The following is a 544-nucleotide window of genomic DNA, read 5'->3' on the forward strand; positions in this document are numbered from 1 at the left end:
ACGTCGCCACCATCGATGCCGACGGTTTCCTGCAGATCACCGATCGCAGCAAGGACGTGATCAAGTCGGGCGGCGAGTGGATCAGCTCGATCGACCTGGAGAACGTCGCGGTCGCGCATCCGGCCGTGGCCGAGGCGGCCTGTATCGCCTGCGCGCATCCGAGATGGACCGAGCGGCCGCTGCTGGTGGTGGTGCCGCGGCCCGGCATGGACGTCACGCGCGAGGAGCTGCTGGCGTTCTACGCGGGCAAGGTCGCGAAATGGTGGATCCCCGACGACGTGGTGTTCGTCGAGGCGCTGCCGCACACGGCCACCGGCAAGCTGCAGAAGCTCAAGCTGCGCGAGATGTTCCGCGAGCATGTGCTGCCCGGCATCGTGGCCGGCGAATGCCCGCTGGAAGGCGAGCCGCTGCGCCCGGCCGGGCTTTGACGCGAGAGCCCGCATCGAGCGGCGCGTCGTTGCCGTTTCCGCAATCATCGGCGGCCGGGTTTCGCTTCGGGCGATCCGGCCGCCGAAGCTGTTTACCGCGTGGTTCCGACCCGCAT

The 544-nt window shown here is 68.8% G+C and carries 1 protein-coding gene; it reads left to right on the plus strand.

Features of this window, described 5'->3' with window-relative positions:
• A partial coding sequence (locus FQ705_RS27615) for an AMP-binding enzyme (protein ID WP_409934741.1) occupies positions 1–428 on the plus strand: 428 nt, incomplete at its 5' end.
• Positions 429–544 lie beyond the last annotated feature (116 nt).

It is taken from the genome of Paraburkholderia sp. BCC1884, assembly GCF_900996225.1.
Taxonomy (GTDB): domain Bacteria; phylum Pseudomonadota; class Gammaproteobacteria; order Burkholderiales; family Burkholderiaceae; genus Paraburkholderia.